Raw genomic sequence first — 17,911 nt, forward strand, 5'->3', positions numbered from 1 at the left:
GTGAGTCACGATGAAGGTGACTCACTCTTTTTTTGAGGTTCCTGCTGTGGTTCAGGTGTTCGTTTGCTTCCTTTTATTTTCGAACGAATAATGCTGAAAATAAATAGAAAAGGAATGTAAAAATAAATAACGTATGTCCCTATTTGAGAAACGGTATTATTTAAAAGGTCAATGTTTTTTCGATTATCAAAGAAAATTGAAAGAGCTAATAAGGTTAGCATAAATACCAATAGGTAAATAGTAGACTTTCCTCGAAATGTCCGTCTCATCCCTCGAACGCTGCACCATAAGGTTGTACAAATTGCTGGCAGAACAACAAGAAGCCATAATGAAATTACAACGTATTCAAATCGTTGAATAAAGGGAATCTCAATAATTTTAGCCATTGTAAGCGTCGGCCAAATCGTTTTTAAAAGCTGCCCTTGACTAAAATAAACAAATGTTACAATTGTTAAAAATGTATAGAGAATTGTTGTAAATAAAAGGCCAGCTTGCCCCCACTTGTAACTAGAGGGTCCATTTTTAATGTAGGGATAAAAAAATAAAATCGATTCAAACCCCAAGTAGCTAAACGTCATTGTTTTAAAAGAAGTAAACAACTCACCAAAGCTATGATCTAAAATTGGTAAGATATTATTTACTTCGCCTAGCGAAAGTGGATAAAACAATGAAAAAAATAAAGGTAATGGAAGGACGACTCCAAAGAATGCAATACCTGTAATGACGCGAAAACCACCTGAAATAATATAATAAATGAGAGGAAGATAAATAAGTGAAATACTCCAAGTGGTGAGCCGCGGGAACATCCAGACTTGGAGGACTTCAATATATGTTCGATAAATCGTGATTGCAAAAGAGAAAAAGTATAGGCATAAGATGATATTAAAGAGATTGCCAATCCATTTTCCAAAATACAGGCGATGAATTTCAATGACATCCGTATTTTCACGTTTTAGTACATAAAAGCACATCCAAAACAGCACAGAGACGGCTAAGCCAGAAGCAATAACTGAAATCCAAGCGTCATGTCCGCCACCCTTCACAATATATCTTTGAAACCCCAGCATTCCAACCCCTACTTGCACGGAATGAATCAAAAAGAACAGAAAAGACGGAGAGACTTGAAATTGTTCTTTCACATTGTTTTCCACGTTGTTCCCTCCTACTGACTAATGCCTGTTTGAACTAGATTCACATGCGCTTTTACATGGATATCCATGTCCGAATAGTTTTCTCTAAAGCGTTGGCTGTCAAAGTTCCGCGTACGGCTACGAACGTAATCCGTAAAACAAATGGGGTCAACGCCAAGCTTTTGCAGCTTTTTAATTAAGCGATCACTGTCTTTTTCTAAGTTCGTAGTTAGCTTTTTCTCAAGCATATTGACATTAGATGGCTTTGTTAGTTTCAGCCATTGTGGAAACTCTTTTACAAGGCCGTCAATATTTAAATGGACAACAATGATGGGATTATGACGGTTCCCTTTTAATTCGTAATTCGTTTTGGTTCGCAGATTTTCTAAAATAACTTCGCCTGAATGCCCTTTGTGCTTCATATCCATTGTATAGCGACCGTGCTTCGTCCCATCCAGGAGTAGCTTCATTAAAAACGCCTCTTTCATATCGATTGAAGAAATGTATTTTTCATTTTTAAACAATGCAACTCCTTCTAATTTAATTGCATCTTTTTCTTGGGATAACAACGGTAAAAAAGGATCGCGGTCGTCGCTAAAAAAACTAAATAAAAACGTTTGTAAGTTGGTTCGCGGTAGGTTTTCAGTTTTAATATTCTGGTCAATTAGATTTGAGATAAACTGATAATCTTTAATTTTCTTTCTCATAACAGAGCTTAACATCTCATGTGCATTACCATCTGTGATGGCTACTTTAATCGTACGCCCTAAGTCAGGATTTCGAGCAAGCGTATTGACTAAATCGCGCATTCCGTGTTTGGCATAATCTTCACCAATTATGACGCTACGCAATTGGCCAAATGCCAAAGGGAGTGAAGACTTAACATTTAAATGGAGAGGGACATCAAAAGAACTATCGCCTTTGGCTGCAATGATGCTTGGTTCTTCCGTTGGTCCATATTTAAAGATGGGATATAAAATGGTTCCTCGAATCTTGTCTTCGTCCTTATCGTAATCGAATCCTATCGCATTCACGACTTGTATCTCATCAATCACTTCTCGATCCGCACAGCTAATTAGAAAGATGCTACAACAAGCTATAATTATTAATTTTTTCATTGCTGTATATCCTCCTTGCTTACTCTCGGTCTAGATTTTGTTTCTTTTTTGATTTTTCAGGATTATAGCGGAACCAGCTTAAAGGTCTTAAATACCCAGGGCGTTTTGCCGTTTTGCTATATGGAAGTCTAAGCAACGTATCTCGTTGGCTTTTTGCTCGAAATGGATAGACAGGAACTAAATAAGGCATACCCAGGGATTGTAATCGAATTAAATGAACGATTAAGTAGCAAAAGCCAAACATGATACCGACCAGTCCATACAAGGCTGCAAACAGTACAAAAGGGAAGCGCAAAAGTCGAATCGTATTAGACATCTTAAAAATTGGCGTTGTAAACGATGCGAGCGCAGTTAGAGAAACAATAATGAGCAAAACGTTACTAGTTAAAGCAGCTTCAACGGTTGCTTGCCCAATAACAATTCCCCCAACGATTCCAAGCGTTTGGCCGACTTTAGAAGGTAGTCTGGCTCCGGCTTCTCTAAGCAGTTCGATGGTTATTTCTAAGAACAACACTTCTACTACGGGAGGAAAAGGGACATTTGTTCTTGAGAAAATAATTGGTCCCAGTAAATCTTTTGGCAACATTTCATAATGATAGGTAACAACGGCAACATATAGCGGCGTTGCAAAAATAGAAAAAAGTACGCCAAACATTCGAATTAAGCGAAAGAATGAGCCTAGCACCCACGGTAAATAATAGTCTTCAGGTGAAATAAAAAAATCAAGCAGCGTGGATGGTCCCGTCACTGCATATGGAGAACCGCTTGAGAAAAAAGCAACTTGACCGTTTCGCAAGGTAAACAATACGCGGTCTACTCGCTCCGTTGTTAAAAACAAAGGAAAAGGAGTATTGGAGTTATCTGAAATGAGCTGCTCTAGCATGGTACTATCAAAAATAACGTCAAAGTCAAGGGACTCTAAGCACTTTGTCATGGTATCTACATGCTGTGGGTTCGTGATGTCCTCTAAATAAACGATTACTACCCGAGTTTTAGACTTTTGTCCGACCGTAATTTCCTTGAATACCAAATGCTCAGAAATTAATGTCTTTCGCATGAGATATAAATTAACGTCTAGGTCTTCTACAAATCCGAGCTTTGGACCTACAACGCTAAACTCATTTTCAGTTTCATTCTCTGTTCGAAATCCCGTATCAAAGCTTTGAACTTTAATTAACGCAACTTCTTTATCATCAGTATGAAGCTGAAACATAACATACCCGCGAAGCATCTTTTCCAAAATTTCTTGGGTATCTTTGGTGATAGAGATATCTTCAATCGGTAATACGTTTTCGACTTCGTTGACGTTTGTTAACGTAAAGTCAATGAGCTGAATAGGCTTTATAATTTTATCTTCAACGCTTTGCATCTGGACGAGCTGTTTAAAGTACGTAATGACGTATTTCTTATGCTGAGCTCCAATAGCGAGCGTTGTAAAATCACTGGATTTACTAAATTGCTCAATAATTTCATCTAGGGTTTTCTTTGGTTGTTGATCAGCATTGTTCTTTTTAAATAAATTTTTGAACATAAGTATCTCCTTGTCATCAATCCTCATCTGTTATTGGTAGTTTGTTCATGTGTTTCCTTTTTATGCGATGAAACTTTTCTCCTGAAGGATTAGTGCATTTGAAGGATTTTTTGGCTTGTAAACAGGGATTTACGCGATTTTAACGAATCTTTACATTGCCATAAAAGTGCATTTACAAAAAATTGTTAGATTTAAGCATGTAGAAAAAAGAGCGATACGAAGGGAGCACGATGAAATGAAAAAGAAATTATTAGGGGCAACGCTTGCTGGTGCTGTAGCACTCGGTTCTTTTGGATTAGGAAATGCATTAATGGAAACTGAAGCGAAGGGGCCAAAACAGCAGGAGAAAAAACCAAAAAACGTTATTATGATGGTAACGGACGGAACAAGCTCAAGCACAACAACATTAGCAAGATGGTATAAAGGTGCACCTCTACATATGGATCAGTTAATGGCTGGAGGGGTTCGCGCTTATTCAGCTGAATCAGCAATTACGGATTCAGCACCAGCAGGAACAGCATTGGCTACTGGTAATAAATCTAACTCTGGATACGTAGGAGTGCTTCCTTCACTTGTCACAACACCTGGTGTTGAACAAATAAAAGAAGAAGACAAGTACCGCCCCGTTGCAAATGTTCTAGAAGGAGCAAAGCTATCTGGAAAAGCAACAGGAATTGTGGCAACTTCTGAAATTCAACACGCAACGCCAGCTGGTTTTTCAGCCCATCATCACGATCGTAATAACTTTGATGTACTAGGTGAGCAGCAAGTATACCAAGGCATAGACGTTGTACTCGGTGGTGGTAAGCAATCACTTGTTACAGGAGAAGGTAGTAAAAACCGTAAAGACGGTGAAAACTTAGTTGAAGTAATTGACGAAAAGGGCTATGATTTTGTAGAAAATCGCGATGAGTTATTGAAATCAAAATCAGATAAAATTTGGGGTTCATTCTCAGATTCAGCGCTTGCTTACGAAATGGACCGTAAACAAACAAAGCCCCAAGAGCCGACAATTTCAGAAATGACGGATAAAGCACTTACTACGCTTTCAAAGGACAAGGATGGATTTTTCTTATTCGTTGAAGGCAGTAAGCCAGACTGGGCGGCACATGCAAACGATCCTGTTGGAATGGTAAGCGACGTGTTAGCTTTTGATAACGCAGTAGGGAAAGCAGTCGAGTTTGCGAAAAAAGATAAAAATACAATGGTTATTGTTGTATCAGATCACGGTAATAGCGGTATTTCAATCGGAAGTAAAAATACAGATAAAAACTATGATACAACGCCTGTTTCAGCGTACATTGACCCGTTGAAAAAAGCGAAAATGACGTTAGAAGGTGCAATGGGCTCTCTAAATAAAGACTTATCAAACAAAGAAGAAGTGGCTGCTTTATACGGGTTAGACAACTTAACGGTTGATGAAAAGAAACAGTTAGATGCAGCGAAAGATAAAAATGCAATTGGAGTAACATTATCTAAACTGCTGGCAAATCGTGCAAACCTAGGCTTTACGACAGGTGGGCATACGGGTGAAGACATGTTCTTATATTCATACGGAGTAGATCGTCCTGTGGGGCATTACGATAATACTGATCTTGCTAAGCATATGGCAAAAGCAATGAATTTCGACTTAGATAAACTAACGGATGAGCTATTTATTGAAGCTACAAAAGCATTTAAGGGTGCTAACGTAACAGTAAATAAACAAGATCCACAAAACCCTGTACTAGTTGTAAAATCAAACAAGCGTACGGTTGAGTTTCCTGTTAACAAAAATATTGCGGTTGTGAATGGAAAAGAAATTGAAATGAATAGCGTTGTCGTACAAGATAAAAACGGCCGCTTCTTTGTATCAAAGCAAGCACAAGACATTGTAAAAAAAGGCAAATAAGCATGTGAAGCATATAGCTCACCGGAAGTGAATTCTTCTGGTGGGCTTATTTGTTTTTGTTTCATCTCTTATTAATAGTCAAAAAGACCTATATAAAAATACGATTTTTAGGCATTTCTTTATGCATAAGTGGAAGAAGTATAGTATGATAGACTTGGTTTATGAATTGATTAGTTCATTTCTCATATATATGTTGTTACGGTTATATGCTACACTTTTGATATCCAAATACTTACTAAATTTGAGAGAAACTAGCGAGATTTTTCTCCTTAGCATAAATGTTCATTTTTGTTTTTAATTTGACGGAATAGATAATGTAAAAGGATTAGAAAGAATGTTAGAAGGAGCGACGTTTGTGAAAGTATTAATTGCAGATGATAATATAGATTCAATTGAAATCTTAGAATATTTTATTTCTCAGGTACCTGGCTTTGATGTCATTGGCTCTTGCAGGGATGGTGAAGAGTTAATTCAGCAAGTAATGGTACAAAGTCCAGAGCTTATTTTGGTAGATATTAATATACTGAGCATGAGCGGATTAGAAGCTGTCAAAGAATGTTTGAAGATTAAACCAGATTTACGCTTTATCTTTATAACAGGGTATGATCAGTTTGCGGTTGAAGCTTTCGAATTATCTGCGCTTGATTATATTATTAAACCGATTGAAAATCAGCGTTTATATGTAGCTTTAGAGCGCGCTAAAAAAACGCTTGCTAAACAAGAAAAAGACAACTCAACTAAATCAAGAGCAAAGCGATTACCTGTTAAATTTAACGGATCTACTTACTATATACCAATTAACGAGATTGTTTTTATTGAAAAATCAGGAAAGAAATGTTTAATATTCACACAGTTGAGAACATATGAAACATATGAAAACATCAGTGATATTTATATGTATTTAGATCCAAACGTTTTTAGCCAAACGCATCGATCTTATATTGTTAATCTGGAAAAGGTCTCTCATATTACTCCTAGAAATGAAACGTACCTAGTCTACTTTTTGAATTTTGATGAATATGCTCATATCTCGAAATTGAAAATTCAAGAAGTGCAAAAGCAGCTCCATGATCTAATGGTCAATTAACAGTTGAATTAAATACACTTGCACGTAACAGCAGGCGAGTCTTTGAAACGGTTCGTCTGTTTTTACGTCTTGCTTATGAGAAAGGAGCGAATGACTCTGGAAGGGAATTATAATTTATTTACCGTTTTGCTGGCAATAGTAGTGGGCATTCTAGCTGCTTATACAGCCTTAGACTTAATTGAAAGAAGCAGTAGCTCATCACGCCTCATAAAAAATGGGTGTTGATGGCAGTTACAGCGAATGCACTACAAGATGATATTGAAAAAGAAGTGAACATGGGGCTTGAAGATTATATCACCAAACCCATCCATTTTGAGACATTTTTACACAAGTTAGCACGTATACTGAATGGAAAGAAATAAATAACTATTCTTCCATTGACAAGTTGGAAAAAGTTACGTATTATGATAATAACTTAATACACTTACTTCGTCTAAGGAGTAAAGGGGAGTAGCGTCAGGGAAACCTGAAACAAAGTCGTCATTCCATGGATTCTGTCCATCGGCTTTGTTGGCATAACGAGTTTATTTATGCTTAGCAAGACCTTTGCCATATTTGGCAAAGGTCTTTTTGTGTTTTCTTTGCCGAATTAGGGAAAAAGATTAGTAAGAGAGAAAAGAGAGGAGAATGTTTATGGATGCATCATTGTTATTAGAATATGGGTGGGTGTTGCTTGTTCTCATCGCCTTAGAAGGAATTTTAGCTGCCGATAATGCGCTTGTAATGGCAATTATGGTAAAGCACTTACCAGAAGAGCAGCGTAAAAAAGCGTTATTTTACGGGTTAGCGGGGGCATTTATCTTCCGTTTTGGTTCACTATTTGCAATCTCGTTCTTAGTGGATGTTTGGCAAGTACAGGCAATCGGAGCAGTATATTTACTGTTTATCGCGATTAATCACCTCGTAAAGCGCTATTTGAAAAAGTCAAAACATGATGAAACCGTTACAAAGGAAAAAAAGGGTTCAGGTTTTTGGATGACTGTTTTAAAAGTAGAGTTAGCAGACATTGCGTTTGCGGTCGATTCAATTCTTGCAGCGGTAGCTCTTGCTGTCACGCTTCCAAATACTCCACTACCTAAGATTGGTGGGCTAGATGGTGGACAGTTCGCCGTTATTTTTGCAGGTGGATTAATTGGATTAATTATCATGCGTTTTGCAGCAACATGGTTCGTAAAATTATTAAATCAACGCCCAGGTTTAGAAACGGCTGCGTTCTTAATTGTTGGTTGGGTAGGGGTTAAATTAGCAGTATATACGCTTGCTCACCCTGAATTAGCAATTGTTGATGAGCATTTCCCAGAGTCAAAAGGATGGAAACTTTTCTTTTGGATCGTGCTGATTGCAATTGCTGTTGGCGGCTGGTTCTTATCGAAAGGTAAAAATCAAAGTGAAATTGAAGGTTCAGATGATGCACAAGATGCATTGAAAAAAGTAGATCATCAATAATCAAAGAGGCTGAGACATAAGTAATTCAGCCAACGATAAACCTGAACGATTGAGAGTTACTCGCTTTTAATCATTCAGGTTTTTTGTTGATTGTGAAAACAAACGTATTCTAACAACGTAAAGAGGTGAGAAAAGGAATTGTTCTTCTTTTTGGAAATTTGTTTTGTTATGTCCCACCCTCTTTTTTGCATGAGAAAAGCAGGTGCCTAGAGCACCTGCTTTTAGCCATGTTATGAAGTTGTTAAAATTATTTGTTTTGCCCGTTTAAATGAGCTTGAGCTTGTTGTACTAGACGTTTTGTAATTTCGCCACCAACTGATCCGTTGCTACGAGCAACCGTATCAGAGCCTAAAGTTACTCCAAATTCTTGAGCGATTTCTGCTTTGTATTGATCTAAAAATTGTCCAACGCCAGGAACTAATAATTTATTTGATTTAGCCATGGTTTCATTCTCTCCTTTTTTAAGTTCAACGAATAATTATCGTTGTAGTCGTAGTATGTACTCTCGTTTTCTTGCCATACTGGTAATGGTTTGAAGGAGATAATAAAAAGCCCAACTTCAGAAGAAGTTAGGCTTTCTTGTTTTATTTTACAACTGCATATTGATCAACTGATTGAGCAAATGATTTTTGTAGAGATTTTACTTGCTCTACGTACGCATCAGATACTTGTTGAAGCTCTTCACGCGTTTTCTTTTGCTCTTCTAGTAGCTGTGTGATGACTTGGTGGTATTGCTCTTGTGCTTGTTTCACCATTGTATAACCAGTTTTGCTTTGGTTTACAGATAATGATTGTAGCTTGCTTAATGCTTCGCTCATGCGATTCGTCCACTCTTCGTATGAGTCTGCCACAGCGTTGCCTGCAGTTTTACGTAAATTTTCAACTGTTCTTTTCTGAAGGTTTTCAAGCTCAGCTTTCCATTGCTTATCAACTTCTTGAAGTTGTTCAACTGCTTTTGAGACAAATTCTTGCTGTTGCTCTAATGTTTTTAACGTCCAAAGCTCAACTTGCTTATTTCCTTCAGCGATGTTTTCTAATCCTTTTGTCCATTGATCCCACATTGCATCGATTACTGTTTCATACTTTACTGTTGCCATAATCAAATTCCTCCTCGGTTGATTGGCTTGCGAACAGAATAAATTTATGAAACGTTAGTGGTGTTTGTCGTAGGTGTAAGGCTTAACATTTCAGCTAGCTCGCGAAATAGCCGTTATTTTTATATAAGGAAACGCAGCATCAAACTACGTGACTCCTTTTGTACATGCAAATTACTTTTGATTCTCATCTTTTTTTGTACCTGAGCTGAATGGAAAAAACATGTCTGTATACATGGAAAAGAATGAATCCAACATATTTTGATATTGCTCTAATGATGAAGCCCACATCGTTAAGTATTGTTCGCCAGCTTCCGTTAATGAGTAGATACGTCGAGCTGGTCCTTCAGCAGATGTATCCCATTGTGAAGTAATAAGGTTATCTTTTTCAAGCTGTCTCAAGGTGCGATATACGTTTCCTTGGTCGACGGATGTAAAGCCAAAGCTCATTAGCTGTTGAATTAGCTTATAACCATGTAAATTCCAACCCCGAAGGCTCAGTAATAAAAAAGGAATCATAAAGTTTTTTGGTGCACCACTAATCGATTTTTCAAGGTTAGCGGAGTTTGAAGCAGAGGCGTTATCTTCTTTACTTGTACTCAAGTTAATCACCCCTTTTTGGTAATTTGTCTCTATATGTGTAATTTACACCTAGATGAGATAAAAGTCAATCATTCCCTTGGGTTTTTTTAGAAAACGACAAAAAAACAAAAGGTTTCGACAATTTCTGTCAAAACTTTTCAAAAATAATCAAATATTGGGAATTGTTTATCGTATCAAACAACTCTATAATAGTATACGTAAGATATTTTTAACACTTTTACATTTTGTTGGCGCAAGTAGAAAACAAATTAAACAATAGTAAGCGTTCTTATTGATGATAATGATTGCGTTTACTTCGTGCTTCCTAATATGTCCACATGCGTTTTCGTCATGAGCATATTGAGAGCCATCACTTTTAATTACGTGGAAAGGAGATGGAAAATTGGAACAGCAAAAGATGTTAGATCCGTTTCAAGCATGGAAAGACGTATATGACAAAACTGAGTCTTACTGGGGAAAAGTTATTGGAGACAATATGAACAGAGAAGAGTTCTCACAAATGATGGGAAACGTTCTGAACATGAACCTTCAGTATCAACAAGCTATTAACGAAGTAACAGGGCGCTATTTTCAACAGGTCAACATTCCAACAAAGGAAGATGTAGCAAACGTAGCTTCACTTGTTATTAATGTAGAGGAAAAGGTAGAGGCGTTAGAAGATCGTTTCGATGATCTTGAAGACAAGCAAGATAGTCCAGCTTTCAAGCGTGAAGTCACTAAGCTGAAGTCAGATGTAAAGTCGTTAGACAAAAAGCTAGATAAGGTATTGTCACTGCTTGAAGAGCAGCAGGATACGCAAGCTGTGCTGCAAGAGTTAATTCAAGAGCAAATTCAAGAGCAAGGTGAACAGCTAAAAGCTGAGCTGTTGGAGCAAGTAAAAGTAGAAAAGCCGAGCGAGCAACCGGCTCAAAAGTAAGACAAGGGGACAAGTAAACACATCATACTACTGTTTATGTAGAACAATTACAATTGATGAGGCCAGGGGGGATTTTTGATGACAGAATTACAAGGTAAAGTAGCAATCGTAACAGGTGGATCTAAAGGAATTGGAGCGGCTATTACACGTGAATTAGCATCACAAGGTGTTAAGGTAGCTGTAAACTATAACAGTAGTAAAGAATCTGCAGAAGCTATTGTCAATGAAATTAGAGAAAACGGCGGTTCAGCGATTGCTGTTCAAGCGGACGTATCGTATGCAGATCAAGCTAAACACCTTGTTGAAGAAACAAAAGCAGCGTTTGGCCAGCTTGATATCTTAGTAAATAACGCTGGTATTACGCGCGATCGTTCTTTCAAAAAGCTTGGAGAAGAAGATTGGAAGAAAGTGATTGATGTTAATTTACATAGTGTGTATAACACAACTTCTGCTGCTTTAGGTGACTTAGTAGAAGCAGAAGCAGGCCGCATCATTAACATTTCATCTATTATCGGTCAAGCAGGCGGGTTCGGTCAAACAAACTATGCAGCTGCAAAAGCTGGTATGGTAGGCTTCACAAAGTCGCTGGCACTTGAGTTAGCAAAAACAAACGTAACGGTTAATGCTATCTGCCCTGGTTTTATTGAAACTGAAATGGTAATGGCAATTCCAGAAGAAGTACGTGCTAATATTGTTGCGAAAATTCCAAAGCGCCGCTTTGGTCAAGTAAATGAAATTGCACGTGGCGTTGTGTACTTAGTTAAAGACGGAGCTTATATCACAGGTCAACAACTAAACATTAACGGTGGCTTATACATGTAATTGTTCGTTCATATAAAAGTAGCCCTGACGTTTTGTCGGGGCTGTGCTTTTTCGCTCATGATTAAAAAGAAAGGTGGATGTTTTCATGGCAACTCCATATATCCAAGAATGGGAAAAGTTAATCAAATCAATGCCTAGCGAATATAAAAGCTCAGCTCGACGCTTTAAGCGTGCTTATGAAATTGTCACAACGGAAGCAGAGCCAGAGGTAGGATTGACACCAAAAGAAGTGATTTGGAAAAAGAATAAAGCGAAGCTATATCGTTACACTCCAACTCAAGAAAAACTACACAAGACGCCAATTTTACTTGTATATGCTCTTATCAATAAACCATATATTCTCGATTTAACACCTGGCAATAGCCTAGTGGAATATTTATTAGAGCGTGGCTTTGATGTGTACCTGTTAGATTGGGGTACGCCTGGCGTAGAAGATAGCGGTATGAAATTGGATGATTATATCATGGACTACATTCCGCGCGCTGCAAAAAAAGTACTGCGTCACTCAAAAGCACCTAACTTGTCCGTGTTAGGTTATTGTATGGGTGGTACGATGACGGCAGCCTTTGCGGCTTTACATGATGAATTGCCAATTAAAAACTTGATCTTTATGACAAGTCCGTTTGATTTTTCAGACACTGGTTTATACGGCGCATTTCTAGATGAACGCTACTTTAACTTAGATAAAGCCGTCGATACGCTAGGTAACATTCCACCTGAAATGATTGACTTTGGTAATAAGATGCTAAAGCCAATTACAAATTTCTACGGTCCTTACGTAACGCTAGTTGATCGTTCAGAAAATCAACGCTTTGTTGAAAGCTGGAAGCTTATGCAAAAGTGGGTAGCCGATGGCATTCCGTTCCCAGGTGAAGCATATCGTCAGTGGATTCGAGATTTTTATCAGCAAAATAAGCTGATTAATGGCGAGCTAGATATTCGTGGACAAAAGGTTGATTTAAAAAATATTAAGGCTAATATTCTTAACATTGCTGCAAGCAGAGATCACATTGCAATGCCTCATCAAGTTGCTGCGTTAATGGATGCTGTTTCAAGCAAAGATAAAGAATATAAGCTTCTTCAAACAGGACACGTTTCAGTTGTATTTGGTCCAAAAGCGGTTAAAGAAACGTACCCAACAATTGGTGATTGGCTACAAAAGCGTTCAAAGTAAAACTTTTTAATAAGCGAAATGTAGCTAGAATAAAAGCTGTACGTGTAGTGGTTTTCCTGCACGTACAGCTTTTATTATTAATGGGAAAAAGAACTTTTTATACTGAAATTCCTGTTTGGTAATGACAACGGTCACTTGTTCTTTTATACTAAATAAAGCTATCTCTTCTTTTAGTGAGTAAAAGAAAATAATACATAAGGAAGAAAAATTCAAAAAAAGGGAAAGCTATTATGTATTATAAAAAAAGGAATGTCTATCATGCGTCGAAATTGGAAACATCGAATTAGGCAAATGTCCTCAGCACAAATTATTGTCGGCTTTTATTTGACGGCCGTGACGGTTGGTTTTTTACTTTTAAGCATTCCAGCAGCATTAAAGCCAGGGGTGGAGCTAGATTTAATTAACCGTTTATTTATTGCTGTTAGCGCGGTAAGCGTAACAGGCCTCACGCCCGTTTCAACAGCTGAGACGTTTAGCACATTCGGATATTTTATTTTAGCATTTATTTTTCAAATAGGTGGAATCGGTGTTATGACACTAAGTACATTTATTTGGCTTTTAATTGGAAAAAAGATTGGCTTAAAAGAACGACAATTAATTATGATGGATCATAATCAGTCCAAATTATCTGGACTCGTTAATTTAATGAGAAATGTACTGCTTCTTATTTTTGCCATTGAGGCAATTGGTGCATTGGTATTAACGCTTCACTTTCATCAATATTATTTAGATTGGAAAGAAGCATTTTTACATGGTTTTTTTTCATCTATTAGTGCGACAACAAACGCTGGGTTTGATATAACTGGAGCTTCGTTTGTTCCATATGCTAACGACTATTTTGTTCAAGTCGTGACGGTGCTCTTAATTACGCTAGGAGCAATTGGTTTTCCAGTTCTAATTGAAGTTAAGCACTTCTTTTTAAAGCGTAAAGAAAAGCGTAAGTTTCAGTTTTCTCTTTTTGCAAAATTAACGTCTATTATGTTCTTAGCCTTGTTAGCTGTTGGAACTTTGTTAATTTTGCTTTTAGAACAGAATGCGTTTATGGCAGGGAAGTCTTGGCATGAAGCATTCTTCTATGCCTTTTTTCAATCAGCCGCAACCCGAAGTGGTGGAGTAGCCACGATGGATGTTAGTGAATTTACGCTACCGACGCTGCTTATCATGAGTGCCATGATGTTCATTGGAGCATCTCCAAGCTCCGTCGGTGGAGGGATTCGGACGACCACGTTTGCTCTAAATATTTTATTTTTGTTTTATTATGCAAGAGGAAGTAAAACAATAAAGATTTTTAGACGAGAAATTCATGAAGATGATATTACTAAATCTGTAGCTGTGTCTATGTTTGCCATTATTATCTGCTCCACTTCTGTTATTATTTTAACAATCACAGAGTCGTTTTCTTTAACAGAGATTATTTTTGAAGTGTGTTCAGCCTTTGGAACGACAGGCTTATCAATGGGAATCACGAGTGGCTTATCAGATGTAGGGAAAATACTCATTATTATTCTGATGTTTATCGGTCGAATTGGAATGCTCGTATTTATTCTAATGTTTCGTCGTCCAAAAACAGAACCAGACTATCATTATCCAAAAGAACGCATTATTATTGGGTAATTCATTAAGCGTTTTGACAGGTTTTACTGCTCATAAGATCTATGCACTTGCACAAGCTAGTATAGAGCAAATGCTTATAATCTTATGAGGAGGTTATTACAATGGCAAAACGTAAAGTAGCACATAATCCAGCACAAAAAAATAATCAAACGCCAAAAGAAAGCTTACCCGATACAGAATTTTCAGCTGAATATGGCGGAGAAGACATATATAAAGCAGCAAACCGTAATTCAAAGCACGGAAAGCAAGGACAAAGCAAATGACGAAAAAAGATCATAGACACCTTGCCCACTCGAAAGAAAAGCAAACACAACTTTTACAAGAGGAGTTTGGACCTGAAATGGGTGATCCAAACGCAGCTAAGTTTTTAGAGATGGCTGAAATTGCAAAAGCTGAGAAAAAACATAAGAAAAAGCAAAAAAAGAACTGTTAAAAAAAGACCTCGATACGCGTATCGAGGTCTTTTCCGATTAGCTCACTACTGGCAAATCAAAGGCTTCAACAGGAGAGGTAAACAGTTTCGTCTCGTTGGCTTTTTGATCATAGTAGAATAAAATTAAAGACTGCTTTTCTACAATTTTTCCAGTGTTTTTGTAGTATGCATAATCAAATGGAAGCAGCTCAAGAACAGTGTGCTTATAAAGCTCTTTTTCCGTTAGGTTTTCATCGACAAAGTCATCGCCTAATACCGTTGGCTTTGCAAGTATTTGCTGATAGTAATGAGAACGAACTTGCTTATCTAACTTATCATCCCACCAAGGTTTGCGAGGCTTGTGTTTTTGATTGAATAAATAGTCAATCTTCATGAAGCCTTCAATGATTGCTTCGTTTTTAAAGCTTTCTGTTTCAATATATTGTTTTAAGCGTTTAAACAAATCTTCAAGCTGGTGTCCAATACGTGACCAACCTATTATGTTGCTACACACCGCATTATTATTTTAGGACTTTCATCTTAGTGAATGTTATCTCCGGCACAGAACCAATTTTCCTGTCACTTTCTTTTGTTACATCTATGTAGATATAGTCAACAAAAGAATGGACAGCTACTTTTTTCTCTTCGTCGGTTGCTTCGTTCCAAATAGCGTTAATATTGTTAGCAATCATTGCGAGTTGTTCTTTTGTTATGGCTGGTGTTTGCTTATCTAATTGATTCCATAATTCTAATTCTTTTTGTTTAGCTTCACGCATTTTGATTGTATATTGTTCTTTTGGTAAGTCCCCTTCAATATAAAGTTCTTTTAAACGCTCGATTTTTCTTTCAATCGCTTTTAATTGCGGTGCAACATCTATTTCGTTCTGCTTCTCGTCATGGTCTTCTATTAAGATATCGGCATCTAAGTGTTTTAGAAACTCGGATTCAATTACTTCTGAAGGTATAATAGGTATTTTACATATATTATGATTGAATCGGCCGGAACACTTGTAATATATGCGTGTGGAATGTTTCAATTTTTTTCTTTCAGCATACAAAGGCATACCACAACGTTCACACTTCAACACACCGGTGAAAGGGTAGTGACGATTACCTTTTTCTTTCAGGACATATCGTTTCTTTTGTATTCGCTGCGTTTCATCAAATGTTTCTTTTGAGATAATAGGTTCGTGATCGCCTTTTACTAATATCATGTCATCTTTTATTTTCCCCTGGCTATCCTTTCGATTCCAACGAACATAACCGGCATATACGTGATTGTTAATCAAGTAATTAAGTACAGAGTTTGACCACAATTTTCCGTTCCTGGTTTTTACACCTCTTGCATTTAACTCAAAAGCAATCATATCTTTCCCTTTTGTTCGGTACTGATTAAATATCCATCTAACCCATTTCGCTTCGTCTTCATTTATTATGAGACTGTCACGTATGTTATGATAACCAAAAGGAGCCTTACCACCAGGTCTTTTTCCTTCTTCTGCTTTATGTTTCATGTTAACAAATACTCGTTCACCAAGATTCTCTCGTTCCCACGCTGCCATGCTGCCAACAATAGAAATAAAAAATCTTCCCATAGCAGAAGTGGTGTCGAACATTTCGGTAGCCGAACGAAACATGACGTTATGTTTATCAAACAAATTAAGTAAGTTGTGTAAATCTAAAACCGAACGCACCAAACGATCTAAACGATAAACCAACACAACATCAAACTTTTGCTTTTTTACATCTTCTATTAATTCTTCAATCGCTGGTCTTTTTAAATTTTTTGCAGAGAATCCTTCGTCTACATATTCGTTATAAATATCCCAACTTTGACTTTCTGCAAACTTACGCAAGTTGGTTAATTGAGAGTCGATACTGTACCCTTCTTCAACTTGTTCTTGCGTCGATACTCTAGCATATAAACTAACTTTCATCTCACTACTCCCACTAATTTAGGTCTTTTTACACTTATCTGCACACGACTATCATATCTTGACATAATTTGTTGTCTTGTTTTGTCGAAACAATACTTTTTTTATTTGTTTTGTTATATAATTAAGTCGGTTGAAAAAACAGGAACGAACGTTCTTATTTTTAACAAAAAAGGTGGAATGTCGATTGCTATCACTTGCTCATAATAACCCAAAACCTGAATTGGACCTGCTTGAATTTATTGAAAAATTAAAAGAGTTAGAAAGGAAATTAAACTAAGCGCTCATTTATTTGAGTGCTTTTTACTTTCTGACATAATACGAATCGCTTCAATATATTTAATAGCTTGCTCTATCTCTTCTTTCGTAGCGATACGATCACCAACTTTTAAATTGTAATTATCCGCAATTGTTTCTAAACTAATTTCTTTTTGGAACAAAAAACTTTTTTCTTCTTCCGAAAAATCATTCAAATAATCATCCTTAATATAAAAGTAAGATATGTCTACATTGAAGAATTTAGAGATATGTTCTAGTGTTTCTTCCGACGGACTTCGTTGGCCTTTTTCAATTTGACTTAAATAAGATGGAGCAATAGATAACTCGGCTCCTAACTTACGGTAAGATAATCCGCGGTCCTGGCGTAACTTTTTCAATTTTTCACCTACACGATTTCTCAAAGCGTACACCTCCTTTGCTTTAAGTTTAACTAGTAGCGTACAAAGTATCAACAATAGAAGCCGAGTGAAGTGTTAGCTAATTTGGAAAAAACTTTTAAAAAAGTGTTGACTATAAGCGTACACTTTTGTATATTATAAACATAAGGTGTTAACAAATAGCGTACACTACAGAAAAGAGGTGAAAGTATAATTGATTAACAACATAGCTGTTTACAGGAAAATGAAAAATATGTCACAAGAAAATTTAGCTTGTGAAATTGGTAAAACTAGGTCATATATAAGTGATGTGGAAAGAAATGTTAAAAACCCAAGCGTTAAAACACTATTGCGTATTGCTGACGTTTTAGAAGTGTCATTAGATGATTTATTGAACCGAAAGTTGGATTTTTTTTCAAATAGTGTTCGCTCTAAGCGAACTAAAAGCGTAATTCACGATAAGCGAAAGTGCTAAAAAAGCTA

The 17,911-nt window shown here is 36.9% G+C and carries 20 protein-coding genes and 1 riboswitch; of the genes, 11 read left to right on the forward strand and 9 right to left on the reverse strand.

Annotation, left to right across the window (positions count from 1 at the left end; all coding sequences use genetic code 11):
* Positions 1-5 precede the first annotated feature (5 nt).
* From MKZ18_RS06265 to MKZ18_RS06275, 3 genes are read right to left on the reverse strand one after another with little or no spacing between them, the layout of a single operon-like run.
* Complete coding sequence (locus tag MKZ18_RS06265) at positions 6-1,151, reverse strand: GerAB/ArcD/ProY family transporter (RefSeq protein WP_163070698.1); 1,146 nt, start codon at positions 1,149-1,151, stop codon at positions 6-8.
* A gap of 11 nt (positions 1,152-1,162) precedes the next feature.
* On the reverse strand, positions 1,163-2,248 hold the full coding sequence (locus MKZ18_RS06270; protein WP_340842797.1) for a Ger(x)C family spore germination protein: 1,086 nt from the start codon (positions 2,246-2,248) through the stop codon (positions 1,163-1,165).
* A gap of 19 nt (positions 2,249-2,267) precedes the next feature.
* A complete protein-coding gene (locus MKZ18_RS06275; RefSeq protein ID WP_340842796.1) occupies positions 2,268-3,779 on the reverse strand; it encodes a spore germination protein in 1,512 nt (503 codons plus the stop codon).
* A 235-nt stretch (positions 3,780-4,014) separates the two neighbouring features.
* On the opposite strand from MKZ18_RS06275, the gene MKZ18_RS06280 reads away from it, so the two are divergent.
* The 4 genes from MKZ18_RS06280 (at position 4,015) to MKZ18_RS06295 (ending at position 8,203) form a co-directional block, all read left to right on the forward strand.
* Complete coding sequence (locus MKZ18_RS06280) at positions 4,015-5,670, forward strand: alkaline phosphatase (protein ID WP_061785089.1); 1,656 nt, start codon at positions 4,015-4,017, stop codon at positions 5,668-5,670.
* A 334-nt stretch (positions 5,671-6,004) separates the two neighbouring features.
* Positions 6,005-6,757 (forward strand): response regulator, encoded by a 753-nt coding sequence (locus tag MKZ18_RS06285; protein ID WP_061785088.1) that lies wholly within the window; start codon positions 6,005-6,007, stop codon positions 6,755-6,757.
* Positions 6,758-6,981: 224 nt separating this feature from the next.
* Complete coding sequence (locus MKZ18_RS06290) at positions 6,982-7,119, forward strand: hypothetical protein (protein WP_156413467.1); 138 nt, start codon at positions 6,982-6,984, stop codon at positions 7,117-7,119.
* A gap of 71 nt (positions 7,120-7,190) precedes the next feature.
* Positions 7,191-7,293, forward strand: a riboswitch (yybP-ykoY riboswitch).
* A gap of 97 nt (positions 7,294-7,390) precedes the next feature.
* Positions 7,391-8,203, forward strand: a complete 813-nt coding sequence (locus MKZ18_RS06295; protein ID WP_061785087.1) for a TerC family protein — start codon at positions 7,391-7,393, stop codon at positions 8,201-8,203.
* A gap of 247 nt (positions 8,204-8,450) precedes the next feature.
* Here the strand turns inward: MKZ18_RS06295 and MKZ18_RS06300 are convergent, their stop codons facing one another.
* From MKZ18_RS06300 to phaQ, 3 genes are all read right to left on the reverse strand, one after another.
* Positions 8,451-8,645: an alpha/beta-type small acid-soluble spore protein gene (locus tag MKZ18_RS06300; RefSeq protein WP_025910214.1), complete on the reverse strand. Its 195-nt coding sequence runs from the start codon at positions 8,643-8,645 to the stop codon at positions 8,451-8,453.
* A 142-nt stretch (positions 8,646-8,787) separates the two neighbouring features.
* On the reverse strand, positions 8,788-9,300 hold the full coding sequence (phaP, locus tag MKZ18_RS06305; protein ID WP_025909640.1) for a polyhydroxyalkanoic acid inclusion protein PhaP: 513 nt from the start codon (positions 9,298-9,300) through the stop codon (positions 8,788-8,790).
* 171 nt (positions 9,301-9,471) lie between these two features.
* The gene (phaQ, locus tag MKZ18_RS06310) at positions 9,472-9,900 is read right to left on the reverse strand and encodes a poly-beta-hydroxybutyrate-responsive repressor (protein ID WP_025909639.1); all 429 of its coding nucleotides are present in this window, start codon (positions 9,898-9,900) and stop codon (positions 9,472-9,474) included.
* A gap of 382 nt (positions 9,901-10,282) precedes the next feature.
* Between phaQ and phaR the strand changes: the two genes are divergently transcribed.
* The 6 genes from phaR (at position 10,283) to MKZ18_RS06340 (ending at position 14,859) form a co-directional block, all read left to right on the forward strand.
* Positions 10,283-10,816, forward strand: a complete 534-nt coding sequence (gene phaR, locus MKZ18_RS06315; protein ID WP_025909638.1) for a polyhydroxyalkanoic acid synthase subunit PhaR — start codon at positions 10,283-10,285, stop codon at positions 10,814-10,816.
* A 78-nt stretch (positions 10,817-10,894) separates the two neighbouring features.
* Positions 10,895-11,638 (forward strand): 3-oxoacyl-ACP reductase, encoded by a 744-nt coding sequence (locus MKZ18_RS06320; RefSeq protein WP_025909637.1) that lies wholly within the window; start codon positions 10,895-10,897, stop codon positions 11,636-11,638.
* An 85-nt stretch (positions 11,639-11,723) separates the two neighbouring features.
* A complete protein-coding gene (locus MKZ18_RS06325; protein WP_025909636.1) occupies positions 11,724-12,812 on the forward strand; it encodes a class III poly(R)-hydroxyalkanoic acid synthase subunit PhaC in 1,089 nt (362 codons plus the stop codon).
* 207 nt (positions 12,813-13,019) lie between these two features.
* The gene (locus tag MKZ18_RS06330; RefSeq protein WP_340842993.1) at positions 13,020-14,426 is read left to right on the forward strand and encodes a TrkH family potassium uptake protein; all 1,407 of its coding nucleotides are present in this window, start codon (positions 13,020-13,022) and stop codon (positions 14,424-14,426) included.
* A 101-nt stretch (positions 14,427-14,527) separates the two neighbouring features.
* Complete coding sequence (locus MKZ18_RS06335; protein ID WP_340842792.1) at positions 14,528-14,689, forward strand: hypothetical protein; 162 nt, start codon at positions 14,528-14,530, stop codon at positions 14,687-14,689.
* Positions 14,686-14,859 (forward strand): hypothetical protein, encoded by a 174-nt coding sequence (locus MKZ18_RS06340; protein WP_167556157.1) that lies wholly within the window; start codon positions 14,686-14,688, stop codon positions 14,857-14,859. Before MKZ18_RS06335 ends, MKZ18_RS06340 begins: the two co-directional genes overlap by 4 nt.
* Positions 14,860-14,896: 37 nt before the next feature.
* Here MKZ18_RS06340 and MKZ18_RS06345 read toward each other — a convergent pair whose 3' ends face one another.
* The 3 genes from MKZ18_RS06345 to MKZ18_RS06355 form a co-directional block, all read right to left on the reverse strand.
* The gene (locus MKZ18_RS06345) at positions 14,897-15,352 is read right to left on the reverse strand and encodes a DUF4080 domain-containing protein (protein ID WP_340842790.1); all 456 of its coding nucleotides are present in this window, start codon (positions 15,350-15,352) and stop codon (positions 14,897-14,899) included.
* Between the two features lie 7 nt (positions 15,353-15,359).
* On the reverse strand, positions 15,360-16,775 hold the full coding sequence (locus MKZ18_RS06350; RefSeq protein ID WP_340842788.1) for a recombinase family protein: 1,416 nt from the start codon (positions 16,773-16,775) through the stop codon (positions 15,360-15,362).
* Positions 16,776-17,056: 281 nt separating this feature from the next.
* A complete protein-coding gene (locus tag MKZ18_RS06355) occupies positions 17,057-17,452 on the reverse strand; it encodes a helix-turn-helix domain-containing protein (protein WP_340842787.1) in 396 nt (131 codons plus the stop codon).
* A 190-nt stretch (positions 17,453-17,642) separates the two neighbouring features.
* Between MKZ18_RS06355 and MKZ18_RS06360 the strand changes: the two genes are divergently transcribed.
* Positions 17,643-17,903 (forward strand): helix-turn-helix transcriptional regulator, encoded by a 261-nt coding sequence (locus MKZ18_RS06360; RefSeq protein WP_340842786.1) that lies wholly within the window; start codon positions 17,643-17,645, stop codon positions 17,901-17,903.
* Positions 17,904-17,911 lie beyond the last annotated feature (8 nt).

Origin of the sequence: Priestia sp. FSL W8-0001, assembly GCF_038050335.1 — a bacterium.
GTDB lineage: Bacteria > Bacillota > Bacilli > Bacillales > Bacillaceae_H > Priestia > Priestia flexa.

Coding starts and splice junctions, on each gene's coding strand:
- MKZ18_RS06270 (WP_340842797.1), bottom strand. CDS start 2,248: ATGAAAAAATTAATAATTATAGCTTGTTGTAGCATCTTTCTAATTAGC.
- MKZ18_RS06275 (WP_340842796.1), bottom strand. CDS start 3,779: ATGTTCAAAAATTTATTTAAAAAGAACAATGCTGATCAACAACCAAAG.
- MKZ18_RS06280 (WP_061785089.1), top strand. CDS start 4,015: ATGAAAAAGAAATTATTAGGGGCAACGCTTGCTGGTGCTGTAGCACTC.
- MKZ18_RS06285 (WP_061785088.1), top strand. CDS start 6,005: ATGTTAGAAGGAGCGACGTTTGTGAAAGTATTAATTGCAGATGATAAT.
- MKZ18_RS06290 (WP_156413467.1), top strand. CDS start 6,982: ATGGCAGTTACAGCGAATGCACTACAAGATGATATTGAAAAAGAAGTG.
- MKZ18_RS06295 (WP_061785087.1), top strand. CDS start 7,391: ATGGATGCATCATTGTTATTAGAATATGGGTGGGTGTTGCTTGTTCTC.
- MKZ18_RS06300 (WP_025910214.1), bottom strand. CDS start 8,645: ATGGCTAAATCAAATAAATTATTAGTTCCTGGCGTTGGACAATTTTTA.
- phaP (WP_025909640.1), bottom strand. CDS start 9,300: ATGGCAACAGTAAAGTATGAAACAGTAATCGATGCAATGTGGGATCAA.
- MKZ18_RS06320 (WP_025909637.1), top strand. CDS start 10,895: ATGACAGAATTACAAGGTAAAGTAGCAATCGTAACAGGTGGATCTAAA.
- MKZ18_RS06325 (WP_025909636.1), top strand. CDS start 11,724: ATGGCAACTCCATATATCCAAGAATGGGAAAAGTTAATCAAATCAATG.
- MKZ18_RS06335 (WP_340842792.1), top strand. CDS start 14,528: ATGGCAAAACGTAAAGTAGCACATAATCCAGCACAAAAAAATAATCAA.
- MKZ18_RS06340 (WP_167556157.1), top strand. CDS start 14,686: ATGACGAAAAAAGATCATAGACACCTTGCCCACTCGAAAGAAAAGCAA.
- MKZ18_RS06350 (WP_340842788.1), bottom strand. CDS start 16,775: ATGAAAGTTAGTTTATATGCTAGAGTATCGACGCAAGAACAAGTTGAA.